At 65.6% G+C, this 24,801-nt stretch carries 30 protein-coding genes; 21 read left to right on the top strand and 9 right to left on the bottom strand.

The features are described from left to right. The first annotated feature begins 124 nt into the window (after positions 1 to 124). From ACLJRM_RS16740 to ACLJRM_RS16710, 7 genes are all read left to right on the top strand, one after another. Complete coding sequence (locus tag ACLJRM_RS16740; protein WP_410663507.1) at positions 125 to 658, top strand: 2Fe-2S iron-sulfur cluster-binding protein; 534 nt, start codon at positions 125 to 127, stop codon at positions 656 to 658. Next, complete coding sequence (locus tag ACLJRM_RS16735) at positions 655 to 1,659, top strand: FAD binding domain-containing protein (protein WP_410663506.1); 1,005 nt, start codon at positions 655 to 657, stop codon at positions 1,657 to 1,659. The genes ACLJRM_RS16740 and ACLJRM_RS16735 overlap by 4 nt, the downstream gene beginning before the upstream one ends. Continuing rightward, a complete protein-coding gene (locus ACLJRM_RS16730; RefSeq protein WP_410663505.1) occupies positions 1,659 to 3,761 on the top strand; it encodes a xanthine dehydrogenase family protein molybdopterin-binding subunit in 2,103 nt (700 codons plus the stop codon). The genes ACLJRM_RS16735 and ACLJRM_RS16730 overlap by 1 nt, the downstream gene beginning before the upstream one ends. A gap of 125 nt (positions 3,762 to 3,886) precedes the next feature. Continuing rightward, on the top strand, positions 3,887 to 4,096 hold the full coding sequence (locus ACLJRM_RS16725; RefSeq protein WP_076158230.1) for a hypothetical protein: 210 nt from the start codon (positions 3,887 to 3,889) through the stop codon (positions 4,094 to 4,096). After that, positions 4,002 to 5,366, top strand: coding sequence for a cupin domain-containing protein (locus tag ACLJRM_RS16720; RefSeq protein ID WP_410663553.1), 1,365 nt, complete (start codon positions 4,002 to 4,004; stop codon positions 5,364 to 5,366). Before ACLJRM_RS16725 ends, ACLJRM_RS16720 begins: the two co-directional genes overlap by 95 nt. A gap of 35 nt (positions 5,367 to 5,401) precedes the next feature. Then, positions 5,402 to 6,262 carry a sucrase ferredoxin gene (locus tag ACLJRM_RS16715; protein WP_410663504.1) on the top strand — a complete coding sequence of 287 codons (861 nt, stop codon included), beginning with the start codon at positions 5,402 to 5,404 and terminating at the stop codon, positions 6,260 to 6,262. A gap of 92 nt (positions 6,263 to 6,354) precedes the next feature. Further along, positions 6,355 to 6,528 (top strand): NAD-dependent epimerase/dehydratase family protein, encoded by a 174-nt coding sequence (locus tag ACLJRM_RS16710; RefSeq protein WP_410663503.1) that lies wholly within the window; start codon positions 6,355 to 6,357, stop codon positions 6,526 to 6,528. 46 nt (positions 6,529 to 6,574) lie between these two features. On the opposite strand, the gene ACLJRM_RS16705 is transcribed toward ACLJRM_RS16710, so the two are convergent. Continuing rightward, the gene (locus tag ACLJRM_RS16705) at positions 6,575 to 6,796 is read right to left on the bottom strand and encodes a DUF6480 family protein (protein ID WP_410663502.1); all 222 of its coding nucleotides are present in this window, start codon (positions 6,794 to 6,796) and stop codon (positions 6,575 to 6,577) included. A 161-nt stretch (positions 6,797 to 6,957) separates the two neighbouring features. Further along, a complete protein-coding gene (locus tag ACLJRM_RS16700) occupies positions 6,958 to 7,425 on the bottom strand; it encodes an SRPBCC family protein (RefSeq protein ID WP_410663501.1) in 468 nt (155 codons plus the stop codon). Between the two features lie 429 nt (positions 7,426 to 7,854). Between ACLJRM_RS16700 and ACLJRM_RS16695 the strand changes: the two genes are divergently transcribed. From ACLJRM_RS16695 to ACLJRM_RS16660, 8 genes are all read left to right on the top strand, one after another. Then, positions 7,855 to 8,361: a hypothetical protein gene (locus tag ACLJRM_RS16695; protein ID WP_410663500.1), complete on the top strand. Its 507-nt coding sequence runs from the start codon at positions 7,855 to 7,857 to the stop codon at positions 8,359 to 8,361. Between the two features lie 34 nt (positions 8,362 to 8,395). After that, complete coding sequence (locus ACLJRM_RS16690) at positions 8,396 to 8,680, top strand: hypothetical protein (RefSeq protein WP_410663499.1); 285 nt, start codon at positions 8,396 to 8,398, stop codon at positions 8,678 to 8,680. Positions 8,681 to 8,736: 56 nt separating this feature from the next. After that, positions 8,737 to 9,078: an STAS domain-containing protein gene (locus ACLJRM_RS16685; protein ID WP_410663498.1), complete on the top strand. Its 342-nt coding sequence runs from the start codon at positions 8,737 to 8,739 to the stop codon at positions 9,076 to 9,078. Positions 9,079 to 9,153: 75 nt separating this feature from the next. Then, complete coding sequence (locus ACLJRM_RS16680; protein ID WP_410663497.1) at positions 9,154 to 9,807, top strand: DivIVA domain-containing protein; 654 nt, start codon at positions 9,154 to 9,156, stop codon at positions 9,805 to 9,807. 139 nt (positions 9,808 to 9,946) lie between these two features. After that, positions 9,947 to 10,189: a hypothetical protein gene (locus tag ACLJRM_RS16675; protein ID WP_410663496.1), complete on the top strand. Its 243-nt coding sequence runs from the start codon at positions 9,947 to 9,949 to the stop codon at positions 10,187 to 10,189. Between the two features lie 95 nt (positions 10,190 to 10,284). Further along, on the top strand, positions 10,285 to 10,722 hold the full coding sequence (locus ACLJRM_RS16670; protein WP_410663495.1) for an SRPBCC family protein: 438 nt from the start codon (positions 10,285 to 10,287) through the stop codon (positions 10,720 to 10,722). A 62-nt stretch (positions 10,723 to 10,784) separates the two neighbouring features. Continuing rightward, positions 10,785 to 11,012, top strand: a complete 228-nt coding sequence (locus ACLJRM_RS16665) for a hypothetical protein (RefSeq protein ID WP_410663494.1) — start codon at positions 10,785 to 10,787, stop codon at positions 11,010 to 11,012. Between the two features lie 209 nt (positions 11,013 to 11,221). Next, positions 11,222 to 11,431, top strand: coding sequence for a DUF2945 domain-containing protein (locus tag ACLJRM_RS16660; protein WP_410663493.1), 210 nt, complete (start codon positions 11,222 to 11,224; stop codon positions 11,429 to 11,431). 305 nt (positions 11,432 to 11,736) lie between these two features. Here the strand turns inward: ACLJRM_RS16660 and ACLJRM_RS16655 are convergent, their stop codons facing one another. Further along, a complete protein-coding gene (locus tag ACLJRM_RS16655; protein ID WP_410663492.1) occupies positions 11,737 to 12,669 on the bottom strand; it encodes a hypothetical protein in 933 nt (310 codons plus the stop codon). Positions 12,670 to 12,747: 78 nt separating this feature from the next. Between ACLJRM_RS16655 and ACLJRM_RS16650 the strand changes: the two genes are divergently transcribed. Next, the gene (locus tag ACLJRM_RS16650; protein ID WP_410663491.1) at positions 12,748 to 13,131 is read left to right on the top strand and encodes a VOC family protein; all 384 of its coding nucleotides are present in this window, start codon (positions 12,748 to 12,750) and stop codon (positions 13,129 to 13,131) included. A gap of 145 nt (positions 13,132 to 13,276) precedes the next feature. Here ACLJRM_RS16650 and ACLJRM_RS16645 read toward each other — a convergent pair whose 3' ends face one another. Continuing rightward, positions 13,277 to 13,744 carry an SRPBCC family protein gene (locus tag ACLJRM_RS16645; RefSeq protein ID WP_410663490.1) on the bottom strand — a complete coding sequence of 156 codons (468 nt, stop codon included), beginning with the start codon at positions 13,742 to 13,744 and terminating at the stop codon, positions 13,277 to 13,279. Between the two features lie 155 nt (positions 13,745 to 13,899). Between ACLJRM_RS16645 and ACLJRM_RS16640 the strand changes: the two genes are divergently transcribed. Beyond that, the gene (locus tag ACLJRM_RS16640; RefSeq protein WP_410663489.1) at positions 13,900 to 15,090 is read left to right on the top strand and encodes a zinc-dependent alcohol dehydrogenase; all 1,191 of its coding nucleotides are present in this window, start codon (positions 13,900 to 13,902) and stop codon (positions 15,088 to 15,090) included. Positions 15,091 to 15,124: 34 nt separating this feature from the next. Next, entirely contained in the window at positions 15,125 to 15,604 is a 480-nt protein-coding gene (locus ACLJRM_RS16635) for a hemerythrin domain-containing protein (protein WP_410663488.1), read from the top strand. A gap of 169 nt (positions 15,605 to 15,773) precedes the next feature. Here the strand turns inward: ACLJRM_RS16635 and ACLJRM_RS16630 are convergent, their stop codons facing one another. After that, positions 15,774 to 15,947, bottom strand: a complete 174-nt coding sequence (locus ACLJRM_RS16630; protein WP_410663487.1) for a hypothetical protein — start codon at positions 15,945 to 15,947, stop codon at positions 15,774 to 15,776. Positions 15,948 to 16,522: 575 nt separating this feature from the next. On the opposite strand from ACLJRM_RS16630, the gene ACLJRM_RS16625 reads away from it, so the two are divergent. Beyond that, positions 16,523 to 17,719, top strand: coding sequence for a glycosyltransferase (locus ACLJRM_RS16625; RefSeq protein WP_410663486.1), 1,197 nt, complete (start codon positions 16,523 to 16,525; stop codon positions 17,717 to 17,719). Positions 17,720 to 17,969: 250 nt separating this feature from the next. Here ACLJRM_RS16625 and ACLJRM_RS16620 read toward each other — a convergent pair whose 3' ends face one another. Then, the gene (locus ACLJRM_RS16620; protein WP_146044446.1) at positions 17,970 to 18,224 is read right to left on the bottom strand and encodes a hypothetical protein; all 255 of its coding nucleotides are present in this window, start codon (positions 18,222 to 18,224) and stop codon (positions 17,970 to 17,972) included. 244 nt (positions 18,225 to 18,468) lie between these two features. Between ACLJRM_RS16620 and ACLJRM_RS16615 the strand changes: the two genes are divergently transcribed. Continuing rightward, positions 18,469 to 19,083, top strand: coding sequence for an HAD family hydrolase (locus ACLJRM_RS16615; protein ID WP_101606236.1), 615 nt, complete (start codon positions 18,469 to 18,471; stop codon positions 19,081 to 19,083). Here the strand turns inward: ACLJRM_RS16615 and ACLJRM_RS16610 are convergent. The 3 genes from ACLJRM_RS16610 to ACLJRM_RS16600 form a co-directional block, all read right to left on the bottom strand. Next, the gene (locus ACLJRM_RS16610) at positions 19,035 to 19,427 is read right to left on the bottom strand and encodes a hypothetical protein (protein ID WP_410663485.1); all 393 of its coding nucleotides are present in this window, start codon (positions 19,425 to 19,427) and stop codon (positions 19,035 to 19,037) included. The two genes, ACLJRM_RS16615 and ACLJRM_RS16610, sit on opposite strands and share 49 nt — an antisense overlap. Before the next feature lie 141 nt (positions 19,428 to 19,568). Further along, entirely contained in the window at positions 19,569 to 20,216 is a 648-nt protein-coding gene (locus ACLJRM_RS16605) for a DUF2637 domain-containing protein (RefSeq protein WP_410663484.1), read from the bottom strand. Positions 20,217 to 20,331: 115 nt separating this feature from the next. Continuing rightward, complete coding sequence (locus ACLJRM_RS16600) at positions 20,332 to 22,002, bottom strand: recombinase family protein (protein ID WP_410663483.1); 1,671 nt, start codon at positions 22,000 to 22,002, stop codon at positions 20,332 to 20,334. 1,826 nt (positions 22,003 to 23,828) lie between these two features. Here ACLJRM_RS16600 and ACLJRM_RS16595 point away from each other — a divergent pair. Continuing rightward, positions 23,829 to 24,113, top strand: coding sequence for a hypothetical protein (locus tag ACLJRM_RS16595; protein ID WP_378344878.1), 285 nt, complete (start codon positions 23,829 to 23,831; stop codon positions 24,111 to 24,113). Positions 24,114 to 24,801 lie beyond the last annotated feature (688 nt).

The raw sequence follows: 24,801 nt of genomic DNA, 5'->3' as shown, positions 1-24,801 counted from the left end.
CCAAGACCGTCGGCTGACACGAAAGAGTTCACCGGCCAGGGGCTGTGACCAGCCGTGCCGGTTTCGAAGCGGCAGAAGCGGGGTATGGCTCGGCGACAGGGCAAACAGGACAGGCGGTGAAGCCATGGCCATGACCGAATCGGCCGCTGAAGCCAGCACGATCGCCATTTGCGTCGACGGGACCTCGCGTCGGCTGACCGTCGATCCTCGTCGTACTTTGCTGGACCTGCTACGTGACCACCTCGATCTGTACAGCGTGAAAAAGGGGTGTGACCACGGTCAATGCGGAGCCTGCACGGTTCTGGTCAGGGGGCGTCGGGTGCTGGCCTGCCTGGTGCTCGCCGTGACCTGCGACGGCGCGGACGTCACCACGGCCGCGGGCCTGGCCTCCGAAGGGGAGCTGCATCCTTTGCAGGAGGCGTTCCTCGACTGTGACGCCTACCAATGTGGCTACTGCACGCCTGGTCAGATCTGCTCGGCCGCGGGGTTGTTGACGGAGTTCCGCGATGGTTCGCCCAGCCACGTCACCTCACCCGTGGCCGCGACTCCACAGTGGACGGAAGCGGAGGTCGCCGAACGGATGAGCGGCAACCTTTGCCGCTGCGGCGCCTACGCCGGCATCGTCGCGGCCATCCATCGGGCGGGGGAAGACGGATGAGGCCGTTCACCTTCGCCAGCCCGGCCACCCCCGCGGACGCTGTGCGGGCCGTGGCCGACGAGCCATCCGCCGTCTTCCTCGGTGGCGGGACCAATCTGGTCGATCACCTGAAACTCGGGATCGTGCGCCCGGCCCGGGTCATCGACATCACCGGGGTCACCCATGCCGCGATCCGTGAGGCCGCCGACGGGACCCTGGTGATCGGAGCAGGTGTACGCAACAGCGACCTGGCTGCCGACCGCCGCGTCCTGGAGAGGTACCCCGTCTTGGCCGAAGCGTTGCTGTCAGGCGCGTCGCCGCAGCTGCGGAACATGGCGACCGTCGGCGGCAATCCGTTGCAGCGGACCCGATGCGTGTATTTCCAGGACGTCACGACACCGTGCAACAAAAGGTCGCCTGGGTCCGGCTGCTCCGCGCTCGGCGGCTATACGCGGCACCACGCGATCCTCGGTGCGTCCGAACACTGTGCCGCGACGCATCCCTCGGACATGGCCGTCGCGCTGTCGGTACTCGAGGCTCAGGTTCGAGTCCTCGGACCGTCGGGTGAGCGAATCGTCCCGTTCGGTGAGCTGCACCGGCTGCCGGGCGACCACCCGGAACGCGACACCGTGCTGGAGCACGGGGAGCTCGTCACCGAAATCAGCCTGCCCGCGCCGTGGACTCGCCGGTCCGCCTACCGCAAGGTCCGGGACCGGGCCTCCTACGCCTTCGCCCTCGTGTCCATCGCCGTCGCGGTGTCCATGTCGTCGGAGGGGAGGATCGGGGACGTCCGCGTTGCTTTCGGGGGAGTGGCGCACAAACCCTGGCGTGCGCTGCGCGCCGAAGAGGTTCTCCGCGGCGCGCGGCCCGATGACGCTCTCTTCCGGTCCGCCGCCGAAGCCGAACTCGCCGAGGCGCGACCGTTGGAGGGTCTCGACGGGGGCAACGCGTTCAAGATCCCGCTCGCCACGCGCACCCTGGCCGCGGTGCTGCGCGAGCTGACAGCCGCGGAAGGTGAATGATGACCGGGTTGCTGGAACCGCACGCGATCGGCCAGGGACGTACCCGCGACGACGGACCGAAGAAGGTCACCGGGACAGCGCCGTATGCCTACGAAGCCCCCGTCGAGCGGCCGGTGTACTGCCGGCTGATCCAAGCCGACATCGCTCGCGGCAGGTGCACTCGGTTCATCACGGGCGCGGCCGAGGCTCTCGATGGCGTGGTCAAGGTGATCACGCCCCTGACTGCCGAGCGGCTCGCGTCCACCGAGGACGCGGAACTGGCGGTCCTGCAGAACCGCGAGATCGCGTTTCGTGGCCAGGTGATCGGCCTGGTACTGGCCGAGACGCCCGAAGTCGCGCAGCACGCCTCAGAGTTGGTGGAGGTGGAGTACGACACCGAGCCGCACGACGCCCGGCTCGCGGCGGACCGGCCCGATCTGCGCAAGCCGGACACCGTCAACGGCGATTTCCCGACCGACACCTCGGAAGGCGACGTCGAGAACGCGTTCGACGAAGCAGCTGTGACCGTGGCCGAGACCTACACGACGGCGATGTATCACAACAACCCGCTCGAGCCGCACGCCACGACAGCGTTGTGGGACGACGAAACGCTGACCCTGTGGGACTCGACCCAAGGCGTTCATCCGGTGCGGTCCACGCTCGCGGAGGTGTTCGGCCTGGTCACTGAGCAAGTCCGGGTGATCTGCCCTTACGTGGGCGGCGGCTTCGGTTCGAAAGGGAACCCGCACGCCAACGTGGTACTCGCGGCACTCGCTGCCCGCGCCCTGCCCGGTAGGCCGGTCAAACTGGCGTTGACCCGGCAGCAGATGTTCAGCCTCACCGGCTATCGCACGCCCACGATCCAGCGCATCCGGCTCGGAGCCGACCCCGACGGCAGGTTGCGGGCCCTGCGGGTGGACGTCGTCGAACAGACCTCACGGATCAAGGAGTACGCGGAGCAGACCGCCGCGCCCACCCGGATGATGTACGCCGTCCCGAACCGGGCGACCACCCACCGCCTGGCCGCGCTCGACGTGCCGGTGCCGTCGTGGATGCGCGCGCCGGGCGAATGCCCCGGGATGTTCGGTTCCGAGGTGGCCATGGACGAACTCGCCGTCGCACTCGGACTCGACCCCATCGAGTTGCGCGTCCTCAACGAACCGGAGCGCGACCCCGAGACCGGTAACCCGTTCTCCAGCCGTCACCTCGTCGCGTGCCTGCGAACGGGCGCGGAGCGTTTCGGGTGGGCGGACCGCGATCCCCGTCCAGGCAGCCGGCGCGACGGACCATGGCTGATCGGCACGGGAGTCGCCGCGTCGGTGTACCCGGCGAAGCGGATGCCCGGCTCCACGGCGGTCATCCGTTTCGAAAACGGCCGGTACACCGCGGAAATCGGTGCCGCCGACCTGGGAACGGGCGCGTGGACCATCCTGCCGCAGATCACCGCCGACGCGCTGGAAGTACCCACGGGCTCGGTCGACGTCCGCATCGGCGACACGCTTTACCCGTCCGCCACCGTGGCGGGCGGCTCCACCGGCACCGCTTCCTGGGGTTCGACCCTGGTCGCGGCGGCGCGAGCGTTCCGCGACAAGTACGGGGCCGAGCCGGCAGAGGGCGACGAGATCAGCGCTGACACCCCGGACAACCCGGCCGAGAACGACTACGCGATGTATGCGTTCGGCGCACAGTTCGCCGAGGTCCGAGTCGACGTCGACACCGGCGAAACACGGGTGTCACGACTGTACGGCACCTTCGACGTCGGACGCGTCATCAACCCGATCACCGCGCGATCGCAGCTGCTCGGCGGCATGATCATGGGCCTGTCGATGGCCCTGCACGAGAACAGCGTGCTGGACCCCCGCTTCGGGCACGTCGTCAACCACGATCTCGCCGAATATCACATCGCGACCAACGCGGACGTCGAAGATCTGCGCGCCGATTGGCTGGACGAGATCGATCCACACGTAAACCCCATGGGCAGCAAGGGAATCGGTGAAATCGGCATCGTCGGCACGGCGGCGGCCATCGCCAACGCCGTGCACCACGCCACCGGTGTCCGGGTCCGCGAATTACCGATCACCCTCGACAAACTGCTGCCCGGCCTGCCGGAAGCCGACCGATGAGCAGCTCGGACAGCTCCGTTCCGCGCGGGTGAAGTCAGGCGTCCGAGGTGTGCGCGGTGCCGATCGGGGGTAGCCAGGCTGTGATCCATCCGGCGCCCGGCCGGGTCATACGAAAGGGAACCGACGTGAGCCTGAACGACGACGACATTTCCACCACATCGGACAAGGACAAGGAAGGTCCGGCCGACTCCGGCGCCGGCCAGGGGACTCCTGGTGAGCACGACGGCGGAGCCGACGGCGGTGCCGAAGGCCCTGCCGACTCCGGCGCCGGGCAGGGCACTCCCGGCCAGCACGACGGCGGAGCCGACGGCGGCGCGGACAGTGGCGCGAGCTGACCTGAGCGAGCCGTCCACCGGTACCGCGGAAGTCCCGGTACCGGTGGACGGCCGTATTTCTCCGGAGAGCCCCCTGACGCGGCTGGTCGGATCCGACGTCGAAGAGTTCTCCACCCGGCACTGGGGCCGGAAGCCCTTGTTGCGGCGGACCGGCGACCGCTTCGATGATCTGCTCGACTTGGACGGCGTCGATGAAATGCTGTCCCGCCGTGGAGTGCGCACGCCGTTCCTGCGCATGGCCCGTAACGGATCGGTGATCGATTCTCGTTCGTTCACCGGTGGCGGTGGTGTCGGCGCCGAGATCGGCGATCAGATCGTCGACGACCGGGTCGCCGCCCTTTTCGCCGAAGGCGGCACCATCGTGCTGCAAGCCCTGCACCGCATGTGGCCGGGCATCATCGACTTCACCACCGGCCTGACCGACGAGCTCGGCCACCCGGCACAGGTCAACGCGTACATCACTCCGCCGTCTTCGCAGGGATTTTCCGCGCATTACGACGTGCACGACGTCTTCGTCCTCCAGTTCGCCGGGCGCAAGCACTGGAAGGTGCACGCGCCCGTTCACCCGGCGCCACTGCGCGACCAGCAGTGGCACGAGCACGCCGATGCTGTCGCGGCGCGGGCTCGTGACGATGCTCCGTTTATCGACGAAGTCCTCGAGCCCGGTGACGTGATGTACCTCCCGCGCGGCTGGCTGCATTCCGCGACCGCTCTCGGCGATGTTTCCGCGCATCTGACCATCGGCGTCCACGTCGTCACCAGCTTCGCTCTGGTGGAAGCACTCACCGCTCTCGTCGGTGCCGACGACCGGTTGCGTACCTCCCTGCCTTTGGGGATCGACATCGCTGATCCAGGGGTGCTGGACGATCATCTCGAGTCAGTCCGGGACGACCTGATCACCGCGCTGAAAGCCGTGCCGGCCGAAGACATCGCCCGATACGTCCGTGACAGGGCGTGGAAAGGGAATCGGCCGGAGCCACTGGCTCCGGTCGCGGCCGCCACCTTCGCGCTGAACCTCGTCGACGGCGACTCCGTGCGACGCCGGGACGGTCTGCGTTTCCGTGTTCGGGACGCGAGGAACGGCCGTGTCGTCCTCGAACTCCCGGATCGGCACATCTCGCTTCCTGATTCCACCGCGACCGCCCTGTCGGCGTTGCTGGACGGAAATATGTGGCGAGTCGGGGAGGTTCCGGGGATGGATCGAACCGATCAGCTCGTGCTCGTCCGGCGCCTGCTCCGGGAAGGCGTGCTGATGGCCGCGGGCGCATGACCGCGATACCGGTGGAGCGAGGTCTTTGCGCGGACTTGGCCGATGCCGCGGGGGATCCCGGAGAAGGTACGGCTCCACCCGCGAAACACTGGCTGCTCATCGAGCATCCTGGCCCATGGGGGCGGTTCGCGCTCAAGGAGTCCGGTCTCGACCCGGCGGCGGTGGCTTCGTTGACCACTTGGGCGGCGCGTGTCAACGGCCGGATCGCGTTGGTGCGCAAGGTCGGCCGCCGTGCCCCCGTGCTGAAGCGGCCTTCACGATGGTTCCGGATCGACGCACGCTCTGGACACGAAGAGATCCGCGCCGGGGAGTTCGCGGATGCCGCCGAACTCTCCCGCGTCCCTTCCGCACAGGGGCACGTGGTGTCAGGGCCTCTCGCGCTCATCTGCGTTCACGGCAGGCACGACATGTGTTGCGCTATCCGCGGCCGATCACTCGCCGCCGCGGTAGCCGAGGAATTCCCTGAAGCCACTTGGGAATGCAGCCATGTCGGAGGCTGCCGCTTCGCTCCCGCGATGGTACTGCTACCGCATGGGTTCACCTTCGGTGGCCTGCGGCCGGGCGGAGCGAACGGCATCGTCCACCAATATCTGCGCGGCACGCTCGACACCGAGTTCCTCCGCGGCCGGTCCTCGTTCGAGCCCATCGTTCAAGCTGCCCAGCATCACGCCCGCGCGGCTACCGGAGCCACCGAAATCGATGCGCTCCGTCTCGTGGAAGAGGTTCGCGAGAGCGGTTCCGATTGGCGGGTCGAGTTCGCCGATCCTCATTGCACAGTATATTTGCGCGAACGGTACTTCCCAGTGGACCGCCCGCTCACCTGCGCGTCCGAGCCCGCGAAAAGGATCCGTGTCTTCGAGCTGCTGGAGGTTGTGAGTGGCGATTCGGGTCATTGAGGGATAAGGACGGCGCAGCGCTCGTCGGCGGCGGCTGTGACGGCCGTGACGAGTCGTGTTTCCGCGATCACCAGTCCGGGTGAGCGCAGGCTGTGTGGACTGTGATCACCGGGGCCACCGGAAATGTCGGGACGGCGTTGCTCCACGTCCTCGAACACGAAGACGCCGAACTGGTCGGCTTGGCGAGAAGGCTGCCCGACACCACGGCCGCGCCGTATCGCGCGGCGGCGAATCGGTCGGCCACGCGTCGGGGCGCCGAATGGTGACCTTGTTGTGTGCCAAGCGCGCGGACCTGTAAATAGCGTGTCAGGGTCAGAGCAGGTCCAGGGCGCGCAGCACAAAGAACCCGGCAACGCCCAGTACCAGGACGCCGATCACCACGAGCGCGACGATTCCCGGGCCACGCGAGGGTATCGGCTGGGGGTGCGACAGGCCGGAGGTCTGCCCGGCGTCGGGCGGGACGTCTCCCGGTGGCACGGAGCCACCCGGTTCGAGGCCAGGGACGTCTTGGGGTTCAGGGCCAGGTGCGGTCATGTCTTCCCCTTGCCTGATCGAGCATGGTGGTGGCAATGGGGCAGGCCCCTCCCAAGAGCGACCGGCCGCATCTGTGCAGACGGCCTGGGTCGGGAAGACCGGCCGCCGACCTCACCTTTGTCGTCGGGCAACGACCCTGTGGTGGTGAGGCTGTCCGGGATTCAGGATTGCGGCGACCGGGGGACGTCACCGCGCCAAGCACCGGTCTCGGCACCGTCGCGGTTCTCGAGGAACGTCTTGAACCGATCCAGATCACCCTGGACTCGACGATCGAGGATGCCGAGCTTGTCGGCGACGTTCTCCACGAAGCCCTCGGGGTCGATGTCCATCTGTGCCGTCACGCGGGTGTGGTGCTCGTCGAGCCGGTGCACAGTGACGACTCCGGCGTGGGTGTGCCCGGTGTCGGAAGTCCAGGCGACGCGTTCGTCCGGGTGCTGTTCGGTGATGGTGGCGTCGAACTCCCGGGTGACCCCGCCGATCTTCACCTTCCAGTGGGTGTGGGTGTCGTCGAGCTGGTCTATCCGCTCGACTCCTTCCATGAACCGGGGGAAGTCGGCGAACTGGGTCCATTGGTTGTAGACGTCGCTGACCGGGGCCTCGACGTCGACGGATTTGGTGATCGTGCTCATCCCTTGGCTCCCTCGTACGGGTCTACTGCGCGTCCGTCGTCCGGATACCCCACTTTCCGCTCCTAAAACGACCCACAAGACCCACTCTGCCTGGCCTTGATCGGAACACTTGACGGATGACATCGGCCGTCCTCACCTGTTCGTGATGGCGTCAGGGCTTGTCTCCAGGGTTTCGCCAAAGACGCGTTCGCACTCTCGGGTACGTCGGACAGGAATCCATGGGGTCGCGGCAGTTCGACGGGTATACCGATTTACGTTCGTTCCCGACGAAAGCAGGCTTCCGTGACACGACCAGGAGAACAACACTCAGCATCCGAAACCGGTTCGCGTGGACAGTCTGGGGCGACACGGGGGCAGGGAAAGCTCCGCGCCGGAGGGGCGACCGAGGCGACCGGTACTCGATCAGGGAAGAGCCGCGGCTGGATCTGGTTGGCGCTACTGGCCTTGGTCATCGTCGCGGCCCTCATCTTGGGCCTGACTCAATGCGGGAGCAACCAGACGGCAAGCAACGACCAGAACACCAACGGTGTCATGCCGCCGGCTAAATCGACACCGGCCGCTTCCGAAGGAGCCGGTCGGCTCACCGCCGACGGTCGCGATGTGTTCCCTCTCCTGCAAGGAGATCTCACCTCGTTCGTCGGCAAGCCCATTTCCGGCAACGCCGTACCGGTCCAGTCGGTGCCGGGTCCGGAAGGATTCTGGGCAGGGGAGAACACCACCGACCGGGTGTGGGTTAAGCTGCTGCCCTCCGGGGATTCGCCCGTGGACGTCAAACCCGGCCAACTGCTCGACCTGGCAGGCACGGTCGTGGCGAACGGCGACGATTTCGCCGCCAAGGAACGTGTCGACGCGGCCAATGGCGCCGAACAACTCGATCAGCAGAAGGCACACGTCGAATTGCCTCATGACCAGCCACGAGTCGTCGGCACCCGGTGACGGTGCCCGGCCACCCGTACGGAAAGGATGCCGGATGGCGAACGGTGTCGTATGTGACCGTGTTGCCGAGATATGGGCCACCGGCGATTGCGAGCCGGCCGGGTCGGTGCGTGTTCTGATCGAATCGAGCCCTGAGTCACGGTCGCCGCTCTATTTGGCGCGGCGTCAACATGGCTGGCTGTGGGTGAAGGATCGGCGGCACTTGCTTTCGCTGCAGGTCACTCCTTTGTCCTGGCGATGGGCGATCAGCGCAGACAACAGTGTGATCACCACCGTCCGTCGCCTGACCGGAGACGAAATGCGATTCTGGCTGGCCTGACGGACTCGCGATCGTTCGAGAACTCTGCGTGTTCAAGTGAAACACGTGCGGATGACGTGATCGTTCTGGCCGGTGAACTGAATTCCTGCACCGCCCTCGTGGTGACAAAAGCGATCGAAGCCGTTTTGGAGCGGAGGCGATCGCCACACGCGATCGTGCTGGACCTTGCCGAGGTCACCTTTCTGAGTTTCGCGGGTGTTCAAGTCCTGCATTCCGGCGTCGATCTGGCCGCCGCGGATCGGGTCACGCTTCGGATCGCTTTGGGATCGCACGCCATCGTGCAACGCGCGTTGACAGCGACCGGTATGGCGGCAGTCCTGGATGTCTATCCGGGGCGGCGCACCGCGCTCGACGCGCCCGCGACCGGCGATTTCCTGCCGGTCGCATGGCCATTGTGAGCCTGACCTTCCGGTCAAGGAGGAAACGCTCGCGGAATAGTCGTTGAAGTGCCGCGAGAATCAAACACTGCCTTCATGGCGAATACGCCCGAAAGTGCTTTCGGCGGTACGAAAATCAGGTTTCGGATTGCCGGTCCTCGTGTCTTGTTCGACACTGGGCGCATGGAAAGCACGGTGTCCGAAACCGAGGAAACGACGGAGTCCGACGTCCGATTCCCGATCGTCTTGCGTGGATACGACCGCCGCCAGGTCGACGAATATGTGCGGATGGCGGAGAAACGCGTGGATCGGCAGGAGAAAGCCCGGAGGACTGCTGAGCGCAGGCTCGCCAAAGCCCAGGTTCCAGCGCCTCGAACCGCCGGGCCGGATCAGGCCAGCGGGTTGGGGAGGCGGATCGAGAAGATCCTCGCGGTGGCCAAAACCGAAGCCGGTGAGATCAAGGAACAGGCCCGTAAGGAAAGCGAGTCGCTGCTGGCGGCCGCCGACGCAGAGAGTGCCCGCGAGGAGATCGAACACGGCGCGCATCACGAGGCACGGCTCATCGTCTCCCGTGCGGAAGAGGAAGCCGACGCCATCCGGACGGTCCATCGGGCGGTGCTGGCCGAACTCGGCCAAATCGCCCACTCCATCGATGAAGTGTGCAACCGCTTCGACAGCGAGGCCAAACCCGAAGGCCGGGCCGAGAAGGAGCCCGCGACTTCGCCGACCGGCTCGGCCGACGGCTGTTGATTTCGGAACCTGTCGCGACCAGGCGGGCGAGCCGGTCCAGAACGATCTCGGTGGTCCGGCCTTGTCGAGCCTCGCTCGCCGGGATCACATGTGCGAGGTCATGGAACGGGGTAAGCGGTCGTCACAATCGATGTCAACGATGCGGAAGCAGCCGGACTCGATCATGCCCGCTCATGGTGAGGACGGACGGGACGGACTCCTGCTCGCCGCGGGTCCGTTGGAAACGGCCCAAGAACGGCGACCAGTGTCGTCCGCCGAGAAGGTGGAGTTCTTGCCGGGGCATCACCGTATCGTGGTCGAAGCGATGGTCGAGCAGCACCGGCCCGCGCGGGAGGTCGCCGCGGAACTCGGTATGAGCCTGCCCGACCTTACGGCCGACTGAATGAGGCTTTGCGATGCCTCTCCGCGCAAACCGCCTTCGGACACGCTGGTTCTTGATCAAGCGTTTCGAGGGCGGGGCGCGGGGTACGCGGAGATATGACCGAATACCGCCACACTGCCACGATCGAGATGCCCGCCGCCGAACTGTTCGCCTTCCTGCGCGAGCCGCGGAACCTGCCGCGCTACTTCCCGCAGATGACCCAGGCCGAACCGGAGGGCGGTGACGCCGTCCACGTCGAGGCCGATGTCCACGGTGAACACGTGGACGGCGAGGCGTGGTTGAAGGTCGACGAGGACAACCACTCCTTGCGTTGGGGAGCCCAAGGGCCGCACGACTACCAGGGCGAATTGTCGATCGCCGACGACGGTCCGGCCGCCTCCCGCCTCACCGTGATCTTGCACAGCGTCCGCGACGCCGACGACGCGGAGGTCCAGCGCGGGCTGGAGGAGACCGTGGCCGCGCTGGCGCACACCGCGACCGCCGAGGCCGATGTCGACGCCGCCGAGCAGCAAGGCGGCTGGGCGGGGAACTGACGGCGGAGCCCGGACGGAGGTGGACGATGGCGAAGACCGGCTGAACGAGTACCGCGCGAAGCGTGACCACACCCGGACCCCGGACGTTCGTCGTGCCGTATTCGTTGCGGGCGAGGCCGGGGACGGGCGTGGCCACCTCGATCGAGTGGCGCGAACTCGGCAAGGCGTCCCCGGACGGCTGGAATCCGACGAAGATCCGGCGGCGTCTGTCTCGAAAGGATGGTGCCTGGCGAAAAATCGATGCGGATCCCGATTCGGCGGCGGACGCGCTCGTGCGACTCGGTTCGTGACGAAGAGGAGGTTTCATGGCGGATCGTCCGGCCAGCGCGGTGTCTCTGTTCACGGCTGTCGGCGCCGCGCTGGTCCTGCTGGTGGGCCTGGTGGCGTTGATCCGGCACTGAGTTCCCGCTTATTTCGTTCTGTGGTGCGTTGTGCTCGCGATCGCGGTCGCGGTCGGCTTCCATGTCTGGGCGGCTCGTGGTTCAGGGGAGGAGAAGAAATGACGAAACGTTTTCACAAGGGAGACAGGGTTCGCTGGAACAGCCACGGTGGGGAAGCCACGGGTGAGGTGCTCAAGGAGATCACCTCGGACACCGAGGCGGCCGGTCGTACAGTTCGGGCGTCTCGTGACGAGCCTCAGTATCTGGTGCGCAGCGACAAGAGCGGCGGCGAGGCTGTGCACAAGCCCGAGGCGCTGGAGAAGCTCTAGCCTCGATCTTAAAGGGAGCTGCGGGTTCGGTGAGGGCGCGTGGTAGCCGGGTTTGGCTGGAACACCCGGCGAAAGAGCCAGGCTAGCCCCGGCCTTCGCCTGCTCCGGTGCACTCGCGCGCCAGGCGGACGCCATGGCGATGCCGAGCGCGCCGATCGAGACCATGCCGTGAAGCACGTTGTCGGCTCAGCCGAAGTTCGCCGCGTCACCGGCCAAGGTCGTTGCCGCGGAAAGCACTCCGAAGGCCGTCAAGTCGGCGAAGCCCACGAAGACGAGCCAGGCGTAGGCACGGATAGCGGAGGGTTTCAGCGCGGCCGCCAAGCCGAGAACGCCGGCGAAATTCCTGATGATGTCGAGCATCCTCGTGGCGCTGAAGATCCACAGGGTGTTTCACCCGCCTGATTGTTCTCGGGGAGGAAGAAGAACCCGAGAACACCTATTACGAAAAGAGTCAGCGCCAGCACCAGCGGCGAGTGCGGCGGCGAGGCTGCCGGAACGCTGTAACGCGACCTGGCGGCGGACCAGCTCGAGGAAGCGCTTCCGGGTATGGCGGTGTCGAGGCTGGCGTAAGCCCAGTTCCCGGCTTGCCGCAGCGAGGCCAGCAGGTCGGTGAGTTCGCGGTCTTCGGCTGTGTCGCCGCCGAGTGTCACTTGCCGCACGACTCGCCACCAGCAGATGTTGAACGTCTCCCAGTCGAGCTTTCCGGCGTCGAGCATCTCGCCTGCCTGCGCGGCGATGGTCCGTGCCCCCGGCTCGGCCAATTCGTGTACTTCCCGGCCGGGTTCGAGGACGGCCTCGTTCAGCTCGCGACGAGCCACGCGCTCAGGTCCTTCGGAAATGAGCACGCCATGCGGCTGGAACTTGCCCAGCGCCGCCTTCTTTCCCGTCGCCGGGCTGAACGGCGACGGTATGCCCGCCAGGACCGTGCCCACGGTTTCCGGGGAGAGCGCGAGGTCGATCGAGCGGCCCGGTACCCGCAGTCGCAGCGGGCGATCGCCGTAGCGACGCCGGAGTTCGCCGTGCAGGCGCACGGCAGGCCGGTCGATCTGGAGTTTCCGCGCCAAAGCCATGACCCGAGGTCGGCGTTTGATCACACCGGTGAGCAGGGTGGGCACCAAGACTCGTGCCGCGACGCGAAGAGTGTCCGTTACGGAGGCGTCCACGGTGGACCCCGGCTGAGTGGCTGCCTCCAGCGCCTTGTCCGAAGGGACGGCGCGGGGTCCTTGTCGTGTCGTCATGGCCAGGGCGCACCCGCTATCGAGGTACGGAAATCTTCGGCCGCGATTTGGCACCCGGATCGGGATTACCCTGTCGGCATGCTCAGGCTCGGCTTTCCCGTGATCGGTGTGTCGGATCTCCCGCGAGCGGTGGAGTTCTGGACCGCCGCGTTGAACCTCGTGGCCAGTGACGAATGGGCCAGGGACGACTGGCGAACGCTGGTCCACGCCGATGGTTCCGGGCGCGTGCTGGGCCTGATGTCCAGTAGGTCGCCGATCGAGCCGTACCCGCGGATTCACCTAGATCTTCTCGTCGACACCGCCGCCGAGCAAGAGACCGCAGTCGCGCGTCTCAAGGAACTCGGTGCCCAAGACGTCGGCTGGGACAGCTACCCGCCCAAGCCGGACTTCGTTGTTCTTGCCGATCCGGACGGCAACCGCTTCTGCGTCGTCGATCTCAGCAACGCGCCCTCGGGCGGCTGACCGTCGGGCGTGGCAGCGATGTGGCCGGTTCCTGGACACGGAACCGGCCACATCTGTGCAAACGGCCTGGGCCGGGAGAACCGGCCGCCGACCTCACCCTGTCGTCGGGCAACGACCCTGCTTTGGGTGAGGTGGTCCTAAGGGGTCAGGACTGCCCGGGACGAGGTACGTCGCCGCGCCAGGCGCCCGTCTCGGCGCCGTCGCGGTTCTCGAGAAAGGTCTTGAATCGGTCGAGGTCGGCCTGGACGCGGCGGTCGAGGATGCCGAGCTTGTCGGCGACGTTTTCGACGAAGCCCTCGGGATCGATGTCCATCTGGACGGTGACCCGGGTGTTGTGCTGGTCGATGCGGTGCACGGTGACGACACCTGCGTGGTTCGGGCCCCCGTCGGACTTCCACGCGACCCGTCCGTCCGGGTGCTGCTCGGTGATGGTGGCGTCGAACTCCTTCGAGACGCCGGCGACGGTGATGGTCCAGTGCGTGTGCGTGTTGTCGCGCTGCTCGACTCGCTCCACGCCTTCCATGAACCGCGGGAACTCGGCGAACTGAGTCCACTGGTTGTAGACGTCGCTGACCGGAGCCTCGACGTCGACGGACTTGGTGATCGTGCTCATCAAGGGCCTCCTGGGGCGGGTCACTTTGCTGTTCGCCCGCTGGATACCCGGCGGCTCGCGATCGAAACGAACCATGATCGTCCTGTGGGGTTTGCTGTCGGCAGGGATGGGAAACCGTAGGCGTTCACGGACCGCACGCGGAAAGAAGGAGCACCATGAAGGCAGTCACCTGGCACGGCAAGCGTGACGTGCGCGTCGACACGGTGCCGGACCCGAAGATCGAGGTTCCCACCGACGCGATCGTGCGGATCACCTCCACCGGTATTTGCGGTTCCGACCTGCACCTGTACGAGGTGCTCGGTGCTTTCATGACCGAGGGGGACATCTTGGGCCACGAGCCGATGGGTGTGGTCGAAGAAGTCGGGTCCGGGGTGAGCGGGCTCAAGCCGGGTGACCGGGTGGTCATACCGTTCAATATTTCCTGCGGCCACTGCTACATGTGCACTCGTGGCCTGCAATCGCAGTGCGAGACCACCCAGGTGACCGATCAGGGCAAGGGCGCGGCGTTGCTGGGCTACACCAAGCTCTATGGGCAGGTGCCCGGTGGGCAGGCCGAATACCTGCGGGTCCCGCAGGCGCAGTACGGGCCGATCAAGGTTCCGGACGGTCCGCCGGACGAGCAGTTCGTCTATCTGTCCGATGTCGTCCCTACGGCTTGGCAGGCCGTCGATTATGCGAACATCCCGGACGACGGCACTGTCGTGGTGTTCGGCCTGGGCCCGATCGGGCAGATGGTTTGCCGGATCGCCCGCCACCACGGTGCGGCCGAGGTCATCGGTGTCGACCTGGTACCCGAGCGGCTGGCGCGTGCCCGGGAACATGGTGTCACCGCGCTCGACACCCGGGACCACAAGGACATCGGCGACGCCATCCGGCAGCTCACCGGCGGCCGCGGGGCCGACTCGGTGATCGACGCGGTGGGCATGGAGGCACACGGTGCGCCGGTCGGCAGGCTGGCGCAGAACCTGGTCGGGTTGTTACCGCAGCAGCTGGGCGCCAAGATCACGGAGAAGGCGGGCATCGACCGGCTCAGTGTGCTGTACGCCGCGATCGACAGCGTCCGCCGCGGCGGCACGATCTCGCTGTCCGGAGTGTACGGCGGGATGGTCGACCCGATCCCGATGATGGATCTGTTCGACAAGCAGATCCAGCTGCGGATGGGGCAGGCCAACGTCCGTCGATGGATCGACGACATCATGCCGGTCCTCACCGCCGACGACGACCCGCTCGGCGTCGAAGGGTTCGCCACCCACAAGCTTCCGCTCTCCGACGCACCCCGGGCGTACGAGATCTTCCAGAAGAAGCTCGACGGTGCCCAGAAGATCCTGCTCCAGCCCGCGGCCTGACCCATTCGATTCCCGCCGGACCAAGGAGAACACCATGTCGACCGATGCCATCGTCCTGCTGAAAGATGACCACAAAACCGTCGAAAGACTCTTCAAGGAGTTCGAAAAAGCGGGTCCGAACGCGAACGTCGCCAAACGGAAGATCGTCGACTCGATCATCGAGGAACTCACGGTGCACGCCTACATCGAGGAGGAGATCTTCTACCCGGCCGCCCGGGAGGCGGCGCCGGATACCAAGGATCACGTGCTCGAAAGCGTGGAAGAGCACCACGTGGTGGTGTGGATGCTGAGCGAGCTGAAGGAAATGGATCCCGAGGACGAGCGGTTCGACGCGAAGGTCACCGTACTCATCGAGAATGTGCGGCACCACGTCGAGGAGGAAGAAGAGGAGTGGTTCCCCGACGTACGTGAGGCGATGGGACGCAAGAGGCTCCAGGAGCTCGGGCAGCGGATGCTCGACGCGAAGCCGACCGCGCCTCGCGATCCACTTCAGGTGCAAAGTTCGACCGCCTAGAAACGCGACAGCACAAGGAAAGCAACCTGGCGTTGCCCCCAGCCTCCGGACCGACGGACCACCTCACACGCCGTCGTGTCTGGCGGCCAGGTTGCCGCCTCGGCGGGCTTGAGCCGCAGCCGGCGGAAACACGCCGGCGATCCACGGGTCCTCGCAAACGACGGCCTGCTCATTCGAACGGAATCCTGCTGGCCTCCGCTCGGGCCATGGCTTCGGCCACCGAGCACAACCGGTCGGGCGGGGCCGCTGAGTCCAGCTCTACGTCGAAGTGGATCACTTCGATCCACTGGTTATCTTCGTCGGTTACCTTGGTGTAGGGCTTGAATTCGAGTTTAAGCGGCATCCGGATTGTTTGTCGTCGCCTGAGGTGAAAGTGGAATACACCGCCCGGCGTCCATTGAGGATTTCCATTCTTCTCCCGGCCCGGGCGGCTCCCTCGCGGGCGATTACGACTCGGAGAACGATGGCGCGCTCATCGACGTTCACTTCGAGACGCCCTGGATCCCCAATGGCGCCGTGTTGCGCACTGTCCAATATGCCACCAAAACGGCGTGGTCTACGAGACCACCAGCGCCACCGGCATCGCCGTCCCGTACTGACAACTCCCAACGTCGTCCTGTTATCTGCAAGTCGGTCCGGCAGCGTCAGAATCACCGCATCGTGCGCTGTGCAGCTCCGTGGCTGCCTCACTGTGGTGGGCGTCCGTGAGATGACGGGCATACTTCCGCGATGTTCAGGTTGAACTCGGTCAATCGCGGTGGCCGAGGCTCGGCCTTGAGTTGGAATGAGGACGGAAGAAGGACGCACTCACTCCTTCCATAGTCAACTTATAGCGTGTCCGGGGGCTTGTGGCAAGCCCCCGGTGCTGCCGCAGAATCACCGGTCGAAGCTGGAATCTGCGGAAATGGGAGTACTAACGTGCGTGTGCTGTTGTCGACGTATGGATCGCGCGGGGATGTCGAACCGATCATGGGCCTCGCGACGCGGGTGCGGGAACTCGGCGCCGAGGTTCGGGTATGCGCGCCGCCCGACTTCGCGGGTCTTCTGGCCGGAATCGGGATACCGATGGTTCCGGTCGGTCCGTCGGCGAGTGCGCTGACGGCAGCGGCGCCTCCGACGTCGTCCATGTCGGAGTACGCGGCCGCCCTGATCGCCGACCAGTTCGAGGCGGTCACCAAGGCCGCCGAAGGCTGCGACGTGATGGTGGTGACCGGAATGCTCCCCGCCGCGGCGGGCGCGCTGTCGGTCGCGGAGAAGCTGGGCATCAAGGCGGTGTCGGTGACCTTCCAGCAGCTCACTCTGCTTTCGCCGCACCACGAACCGTTGGCGTACCCGGGCAAACCGTTCCCGCCGGGACCGACCGGCGACCGGGAGTTGTGGGACTTGGACGCGCGGGCCATCGAGGAGTTGTTCGGGGCCGCGCTGAACACGAGCCGGGTGGCCAACGGCCTGCCACCAGTGGACGGCGTCCGTGACTACGTCATCGGTGACCTGCCGTGGCTGGCGACGGATCCCGTTTTGGACCCCTGGCGGGAGCCGTCGTATTTCGACGTCGTCCAGACCGGCGCGTGGATCATGCCGGACGAGCGCTCGTTGCCCGCCGGCCTGACGGCGTTCCTGGACGACGGCCCACCGCCGGTCTACGTGGGCTTCGGCAGCATGCCGATGCACGCCGCGGCCGATGTCGCCCAGGTGTCCATCGAAGCGGTGCGCGCGCAGGGCCGCCGCATAGTCCTGGGCCGCGGCTGGGCGGATCTCGCCCTGATCGATGAACGGAACGACTGCTTCGTTGTCGGCGAGGTCAACCAGTTCGCGTTGTTCTCGCGTGCCGCCGCCGTGGTCCACCACGGCGGGGCCGGTACCACCTTGACGGCCACCCGATCCGGTGCGCCGCAGGTGGTCGTCCCGCAGGCGACGGACCAGCCGTACTGGGCGGGCCGGGTGGCGGAGCTGGGAATCGGTGTGGCCCACGACGGTCCGGTGCCGACCACCGAATCCCTGGCCGCCGCGCTTGAGCAGGCCCTGGCCGCCGAGACCGGCGAACGGGCGCGGGCCGTGGCGGGCACGATCCGGACCGACGGCACGACCATGGCCGCGCAACTGCTGCTCAAGTGAACGGGGGAGGGCCGGCCGCCGATCTCGCCTGTACTGACACCCTGGACCGAGCTCCGAGACTGAGCGATCAGGATCGGTCGGCGGCTGCTGCTCTGCGCTCGCTGGCAGCAGCCGCTTGTGCGGCGCCGCGCGGCCGAGCCGCGCAGTGGCCCGGTCGACACGTCCCCTGCGGGGCGTCGACCGGTTGACCGCCACGCTCGTCGGGATCGACCCGATCCTTCACCCAGCGCAGAGCGACTAGCGTCGGGCATCAATCGCTGAACGCGCTCGCGCAGTCACCCTGCCGCGCCAGGCGTCGTAGACGTCGGAGGTACTGGCCGCGGAACCGGCGCTGCGCCGCCTCGACCCGGATGAATCCGGGGTCCGCGAAGGCTTCGTAGTAGGAGTTCTCGGCGTCGTCCCGGCCGCCGTCAGCGTCGACGAGGCGTGCGAGGGCCTCCTTCTCCGGCGGCCCGCTCGGAAGGTTGACCACCCACTCGACCTTCGGCGCATCAGATCCATCCACTTCACCATTATGGCCCCTCAAGGCCAGGTCCATCCATTCATCAGCAGGACCGGACCAGCGGGTGGCCGTGTCAGTCTTCAGCACTCGACCGCCCGGTCAAGGCGCGGAATCAGACAGTCCAAAGTGGACGGCCGCGCTGCCGGTGGCATATGGCCTCCAGTTTCTGCGGCGTCACGGTTCTTGGTGAGGTATTCGTAGACTGTTGTCCTCCGTGTTTGGGGTCTGCGGCCGATAGGGTGCGATCATGGCGATTCGTGCGGTGGTGTTCGATATCGGCGACGTACTGGAGATCGCGCCCGACCTTGGAGTCGGCAGGCGGTGGGAGGCCAGGCTCGGTCTCGTAGAGGGTGAGGTCGGTCGACGACTGGCGGATGTCTGGGCGGCCGGGGCCATTGGCGGGGTCACCGAGGACGAGGTGCGTCAGGCGATCGGCGATCGATTTAGCGTTGCCAGGGACAAGGCCGATGCGATGATGGCGGATTTCTGGGGGCAGTATCTGGGCACCGGCAACTCTGAGTTGATCAAGTATTGCCGGGGGCTGCGCCCGCGCTATCGGACCGGCATCCTGAGCAACAGCTTCGTCGGCGCCCGGGAACGGGAGCAGGCCGCATACGGGTTCGAGGACCTCGTGGATGACATCGTCTACTCGCACGAGGTCGGCATGAGCAAGCCAGATCCACGGATCTACGAGCTCAGCTGCGCGCGACTCGAGGTCCGCCCCGAGGAAATGATCTTCCTCGACGATTTAGAGCCCAATATCGCCGCTGCCTGTGCGGTCGGCATCCGCGGGATCCACTACCAGGACAACACTCAGGTAATCGCCGAGATCGAGGAGTTGCTGACTCCAGCCGGTGATTGAATCGGTATCCCCATCCGGGTCCAACAAGTGTTGTGCTCGAGCCGTGCATGGATGAGTCGACGTCTGATGTTGCTGCCCCAGACTGACCGGACTGTGCCGCTGCCGGTGAAGCCGCGGCCACGGTCCATCGGACGGTGCAGCAGCGCGTACAGCCTGCCCGGGGTGTGCAGGCGACGATGGGCGTACCCGAGCTCACAGGTTGCGGTGTTGAAACAACCGCGCGCGCCGCGGTGCCGTTTGACCAGCCGTAGCCCCATCGCGCGGTTGCCAACGAGGAGGTGCTCGGTCGGCAGCTCCTTGAGGGTCTCGATGTTGCGCGCCGAGACCGTCACCATCAGCACCATCTGTTGCGGCAAGACCCAGGACGCCACCGTTCAGCGGCATGTCCGCACGTTGGTCGCTGTCGCGCGGATGATCGTCGCGACAACTGCCAGCACCGCGTCGCAGTCGTCGCGGACTTCCAGGAGCTATCTGTCGGAAAGTCTTCATGCCGGATGAGCAGCTTCGCGCCGTACAGGCTCGTGCTTGTCACCTGATTCCAGCAAGTGCTCTGTGCCTTTCGTCCGCCATTTTCGGAGGATGCGGCGACCGTAGTTGTGGGTTCCGGCGAGACGATCGAGGTCGGCGCCGGACGGGGTCCGCCCACGCTGCTGTTCCGATATGTAAAAGTTCCACATCCGTTGTTCGGCGGTCAGTTCAGATGTGGAAGCAGATAGAGCCTCCGGAAGGGGAGTTGCGAGTGAAGGAGCGGACTCCTGCTCGAGCGAGGTGTTGGTGGATGTCTCGGGCGTGCTGGTGCGGTGGCGTTTGAGTGCGCGGTTGAGGAGTTCGACGGCGAGCAGCAGTGCAAGGGGTGGGCAGGCCGCAACGGCTACTCCGAAAGCACTCGATACCGGAGCAGAGGCGATGTTCGCGCAGAGGGACAGCGAGATGCCGAAGGCGAAGGCGAGCCATGCGGTCCAGCGGCCTCGAGCGTGTTCGTGGTCGGAGGGTTTCCAGAGTTCGACGGTGGCGATCATGAGGAGACCGTCGACAATGAGTGGCCAGATGGCGGCGGTGGCGGGGTCGGCGCCGAACTGTAATGCGAACTCGCGTCCGTGGCGGTAGGAGGCATAGGCGGCACCGATGGCCACGAGGGCAGTGCACGCGCACTGTATGAACAGTGCGAGGTCGCGTTGCCCTGCGGGCGCACTTGCTCCGTCCGGGTTGCTCAAGGCCGTCACCGGGCCTTGCGGCGGTGCCGCTCGATCACGGTCGTAGCAGAGATCCGCAGCCCACGGGCTGATTTTGTTTCGTGGGGTTGCTGTTGGAACCGCGCCGGGGGCACAAGCAGGATGCACATTGGGTCTGGCCTGGGCATTGTTGTTGTGACGCGGCGTCGCCGATGGCGGTTATCGCGTCCAGGTCCCCGGGTAACGTGGCTCTGATGGTTGCTTGGTCGTTCTGGTAATGGACTTTGATCGTGAGCTGGGTCAGGTCTAGCAGGCGGTGCAGTAGGTCTGCTGGGGCGTGGCGCAGGTTGGCCTTCAGGTAGGGCAGTGCGTCTAGCAGGTTCGCTTGGTCTGGGTTCGTTCGGCGCGGGTCGTCGGCGTCGCCGGTGATTCGGCTTAATTCGTCGAGGAGTGTCTTGCGCTCGGTGAAGACGTCGTTGTAGCGCTGTCTGAGGCCTTGACTGAAGGGATCGTCGGGGTCTGCGTTTTCGGCTTGGCGTAGCAGGTTGTCTTGTTTGCGGGCGGCGTCCGCGATCTTGTTCTGCAGTGCTAGCCGTCGCTGCTCGGTGTCCTGCTTTTTGGCGGTGTGGCTGTCGTCTTGGTCCGCGAGCAAGAGTGCGTGTCGTTGTGTGCCGAACAGGCGCTCGTTGAAGAAGGCTTCTACTTGGTCGAGGATGAGGTCTTCGCGGATGTAGACAGTGGGCGGGTGGCTCTCGTGTTTATCCGGTCGTCCGCGGTTGTTGCCTGCCGGGTGGCAGCGGTAGTAGACGCCGGATTTGCGGGGCGTGCCCATCATGCGACGGCCGCAATCACAGGTGACGCGGCTTCGCAGCAGGTAAGTGCGTTTAGCACGGGGATCCTGCTTCAGACCGGCGCCGTCGCGTGATCCTTGACGTTGGGTTCTGGTGGCGGTCATTTCGTCGAACATCCACTTAGGGATCAGGGGTTCGTGCACGGGTTCGCTTGACCAGACCCACATTTCTGGAGGGTTCTGCCGGTTCCGCGCGCCGCGGCTGCGGCGGGCTCGCCGGTTGTAGACCTGGTATCCGGTGTATTTCGGGTTCTTCAGGATGTCGGCGACGCTGGACTTCGACCACGCGCCGCGCGCCCGGCTTCCACCGGGTGGCTGTGGGGGTGGGTGCTCGTCGAGGTCTTGGTTCAGGCGCTCGGCGATGGTGTCGAATCCCAGCGCTTCGTGGTATCGCCACTTGGCGATCAGGGCCACGGTTTTCGCTCGTTCTCCGTCTGGTTCAAGGCGTGTTTTCGTGATCCCTTTCTCGGCTTTCGCGGGGTTGGGATGGCGCAGAATCTTCGCGCGGTAGCCGTAGGGCGGTTTGCCGATGTTGTAGCCCTCGCGAACATGGGTGCAGGTTCCGCCCCAGGACAGCTCCAGCATGTTGAGGACTTCGTACTCAGCGACCGACTGGTTGATCCGGCGTTGCAGGATCTGCTGTGCTCGGCCGCCTGTCAGCAGGATCGGCTCGTTGGACGCGAAGACGGGGACCTCGGCGCGGTCGAGTTCACGCTCGACGGACAGGTTTTCATACATCTTTCGTGCGATCCGGGACATGGACTCGCAGATCACCACATCGAACCGGCGGTCGGGTCGTTTGGCCTCGGCGAGCAGGTCCGCTATGCCGCCGTCTCGGGCGATAGGTATGTCGAAACGTTCATAGCCTGTGCGCTGGCCACGCTGCTCGAGCTCCATGCGCCCGGACTCCACGTCGTAGAAGTGACATGCCACGACCCATGACTCGGGCAGTGCGGACTTCGAACGGTCGAGCTGGCGCAAGAGTGATTGGCGGGGATCCTGGTGCTCTTCCGTGGATGTCCGGCCGGCCCACGCGACTCGAACGTCTTTGGCGTGTAACGCGAGTGGTAGCCCGAAGGGAGAGCGGGCTAGGTCGCTGAGACCGGGCGCGTTAGTCGGTGTCTTCATGGTGCTTTTCTGGGGGCGCTCCTTTTCTGAGTTCATGAAATCCTCGCTTTGTCATCGGGGTCGGATGAATCACTGCCTTGCCCGTGGTGGGCCCACATTGCGAGCTCCTGGGCCACACTCGCTAACTGCTGCCTCAGCCAGGCGCCATCGCCATCTACGATCTGACGCACTTCGGTGACAAAGGTCCAGGCGCGTTCGGTGTTGTAGTCGCCGCCTGCTCGCGGCGCCGAGAGGCTCTTGCTGGGGCGACTCGCACGTCCTGGCCCCACAGGATCCCGCCGCCCGGGCGGGGGTTGCGTGCTCACGCCGCACCATGTGGCAGGAGAAGCGGTTCTTCTCGTCGTGACATCTCTATCCTTCGGCGGCCCTGACCCGATCAATGCGAACAACGTCCACCTAGATCTACGCTCGGGTGATGGGCTCTGGTCAAGCGCGCCCTAACTGGCGGGTGCGCAACGGGTTCGTACCCCCTAACTCCGCAAAATCGACCGTTTGGAGACAGGGCCGCCCTAGGTATTTGCAATCGGGAATGCTGGAGAGGTGAGACCGGAGGAATTGTCCGGGGTGGCTTCTTGGTTCGAGTTCAAGCAGGGAAGCGCAACGCCCCAGAGAAACACGAGCTGGCTGCCCTAGTGAGTGATTTGGCGTCGACAAAACGCCATGGCGTCTGTATCGGCCAGCCCTGCAGATCCACGTAAAGTGCGCACGCTTGCGGAGGTTCGCTGTTGCGAACATGCGCAACGTCTTGGTGATCGATGGCACCATGTCCGGGATGAGGCTTACTCGCTCGTGAATCTCCTGGGTCGCCTCAATGGTGACGTCCTGACCTGCGAGAACAGCATTCGTGACCTCTCACTGTCAGTGAGGTGCGCAGGGGGTTTCTACCTGCGGGAACGGAGAAATCGCAGGAAAAGCGCTGTGGTTCAGCGCTGCTGGATGCAGTTTAAGACCGTTCGGGACCCTCTCGTGCCCCAGTTTTGCCCCAGGGAAATTCGTGTGAATGATGACAGGCGATGTCGGGAGCGCGCAGCAACTGCGAGGAAAAGGGTGGCTCCACGCCGAGGGGGAGGGAACGCGGAGCCACCTGGAGAATCCTGGCACGATTGGGCGGTGAGCACCGGGTTTATGGCCCTTCGAGACTGGCGACCCAGCCGGCCATCTAAGAGACCATGGCTCGGCGAAGGGGCGCTACCTGCTACTGGCCCGATGGCGTGGGTGCTGGGCGGCGTTGTGTGGAAGCGACGCCGCCCAGCCGGGTTACCCACCCAGCCCAAGCGGATCTCGGGCGCAGAGATCATGGCAGTCGGCACCGACAATTCCCGACTACGCGGAGGAGGCGGCGCCTCGAGACAGGATATCCTGGCACGTGAGCTGGCCCGGATCATGGCGCCCGGTCTGGATGGACGGTGGTCTCCCTCTAAGCGATGCCTTGGGCAAGAGGTAGCGGACGGGCGGTCTCATCGCGGGATCGGCCGTTCATCGTGTGCGTTGCCCGTCAGCTGGTCGCGACTCAGATCTTTCACACAGCCGGAGACGGCTGACATGTCGAGCCCTGATCCGGTTAGCCTGCTGATAGGCGGAGCGAAGGAGTTAACATGACCGGAGCAGGGCTCGTCTACATTCCCGCGTTCATCATGTCCATCTACCTCGCCGGTCGGTCATACCCAACGCAACGAGCCAGGCTCATCGCGCTGTCGGCCCATTTGCTCGTATCGGCCGCAGTGGTGACAGGGTTGAGTTTGGCCGCGGTCAGCCACGAGGAACCTGGCATCATCGGACTTTGGTTGGTGATCTTCGGCCCCGGCGCCGCCATCGCCCTGTGCCGCCTCGTCGCCATACTGTGGCAACGGATTGCCGGAACCGCCGGCGAGCCGACGTAGGGCACGTCACCCAACGATGGCCAGCGGACTCATAATCCCTTGGCCGTCGGTTCGAGCCCGACCCGGCCCACAACATCAACATCGCCTCTGACCTGCAGAAATGTTGGTCCTTCGGCGGCAATTTCGCCTCGGCGTTGATCGCGACTGGGCTCCGTTATGTCTCCGTTTGCTCCGGTGTGCTCATAGGTGGAGGAGTGCTCTGCGGAGCCGGGTGGTGGCGTGGCAGCGTTTCTGCTTGTTCGTCACGACCGCTGTGGTGGGACTTTCAGCAGGTTCGGAGTTCTTTGCTTCCACAGCTGGGCAAGCGACTGCGGAATCGGCTGTACGGTCGTTGCGTGTCGCCGTCGAAGGTGGCAGCTCTGCCGGTCGGCACCTCAATGCCGCCGGGTTCTAGCTGTGGGCAGAGGGAATCCTCGCCGGTTCGTCCTGCCTGCGGGTAGTGCTGCGCTGTTCTTGCCACCCTCGGCCGGGCACGCAGTCTTGTTGCCTGTTGGATCGGCTCTGCGTTAGTGGACGCGTGCGTTGCTTGTCGGTACCTGCTCTCGAAGTGGTCAGCTCTGGATTGTCGTCGTTGCAGGAGATTCTTCAGAAGCCTTCGCCTGCGACTGTGGGTAGTCGGCTTCGGCAGTGCGTGTCGTCTCGCGGGAATCTCTGAGTCGCTTAGGTGACAGCTTTCTGGCCTGCGAGA

Source organism: Amycolatopsis sp. lyj-84 (assembly GCF_046549075.1).
Taxonomy (GTDB): Bacteria; Actinomycetota; Actinomycetes; order Mycobacteriales; family Pseudonocardiaceae; genus Amycolatopsis.
The sequence above is the reverse complement of the archived record's forward strand: the minus strand, read 5'-3'. Positions and strand labels throughout refer to the sequence as shown.